This is a genomic window from Mesorhizobium sp. M2A.F.Ca.ET.067.02.1.1, from assembly GCF_004023285.1.
Classification (GTDB): Bacteria; Pseudomonadota; Alphaproteobacteria; order Rhizobiales; family Rhizobiaceae; genus Mesorhizobium.
Genome location: NZ_RZSB01001079.1, coordinates 1 through 1,447, shown reverse-complemented (window position 1 = coordinate 1,447; position 1,447 = coordinate 1). Strand labels below are relative to the sequence as shown.

Here is a 1,447-nt window from a genome sequence, read left to right as displayed (position 1 = left end):
AAGCAGCTCAACCCGGAACTCTCCGTCGTCGTCCTGGAGAAGGGCGGCGAGGTCGGCGCGCACATCCTGTCCGGCGCGGTCGTCGATCCGATCGGCATCGACCGGCTGCTGCCCGGCTGGCGCGAGGAGGGCGATCATCCCTTCAAGACGCCGGTAACGGCGGACCATTTCCTGGTGCTCGGCCCCGCCGGCTCCTTCCGCCTGCCCAATTTCCTGATGCCGCCGCTGATGAACAATCACGGCAACTACATCGTGTCGCTCGGTAATGTCTGCCGCTGGCTGGCGACGAAGGCCGAGGCGCTGGGCGTCGAGATCTATCCGGGCTTCGCCGCGGCAAGCCTCGTCTATAACGAGGCCGGCGCCGTCACCGGCGTCATCACTGGCGACATGGGCATCGAGAAGGACGGCACGCATGGCCCGGCTTACGCGCCGGGCATGGCGCTGATGGGCAAATATGTGCTGATCGGCGAGGGCGCGCGCGGCTCCTTGGCCAAGCAGCTCATCGCCAAATACCAGCTTGCCGACGGCCGCGAGCCGGGCAAGTTCGGCATCGGCCTCAAGGAGCTTTGGCAGGTCAAGCCCGAGAACCACAAGCCGGGTCTTGTGCAGCATTCCTTCGGCTGGCCGCTCGACATGAAGACCGGCGGCGGCTCCTTCCTCTACCATCTCGAGGACAACCAGGTGGCGGTCGGCTTCGTCGTCCACCTCAACTACAAGAACCCTTATCTCTCGCCCTTCGAGGAGTTCCAGCGCTTCAAGACGCATCCGGCGATCGCCGGCACCTTCGAAGGCGCCAAGCGCATCGGCTATGGCGCGCGCGCCATCACCGAGGGCGGCTGGCAGTCCGTGCCGAAGCTGTCTTTCCCGGGCGGCGTGCTGATGGGTTGCGCTGCCGGCTTCGTCAACGTGCCGCGCATCAAGGGTTCGCACAATGCGGTGCTGTCCGGCATGCTGGCGGCCGAGCATGTCGCCGACGCCATCGCCGGCGGCCGCGCCAATGACGAGCTTGCGTCCTATGAGGAGGCCTGGCGCGGCAGTGACATCGGCAAGGACCTGAAGAAGGTGCGCAACGTCAAGCCGCTCTGGTCGCGCTTCGGCACCATCGTCGGCGTCGGCATCGGCGGCCTCGATATGTGGCTGAACACGCTGTTCGGCTTCTCGCCCTTCGGCACGCTGAAACACGGCAAGGCCGACTATGCGACGCTCGAGCCGGCCTCCAAGCATCAGAAGATCGCCTATCCGAAGCCGGACGGCGTCTTGACCTTCGACCGGCTCTCCTCGGTGTTCCTGTCCAACACCAACCATGAGGAAAACGAGCCGGTGCACCTGATCGTCGGCGACATAGCGCTGCAGCAGCGTTCCGAGCACGACGTCTTCGCCGGTCCCTCGACCCGCTATTGCCCGGCCGGCGTCTATGAATGGGTGGACAAGGACGGCAACGCCGCCG

Annotated in this window: 1 protein-coding gene; it reads left to right on the top strand. The window is 65.7% G+C overall.

The genetic code is table 11. The features are described 5' to 3' along the window. A partial coding sequence (locus EOA28_RS35590; protein ID WP_128315839.1) for an electron-transfer flavoprotein:ubiquinone oxidoreductase occupies window positions 1-1,447 on the top strand: 1,447 nt, incomplete at both ends.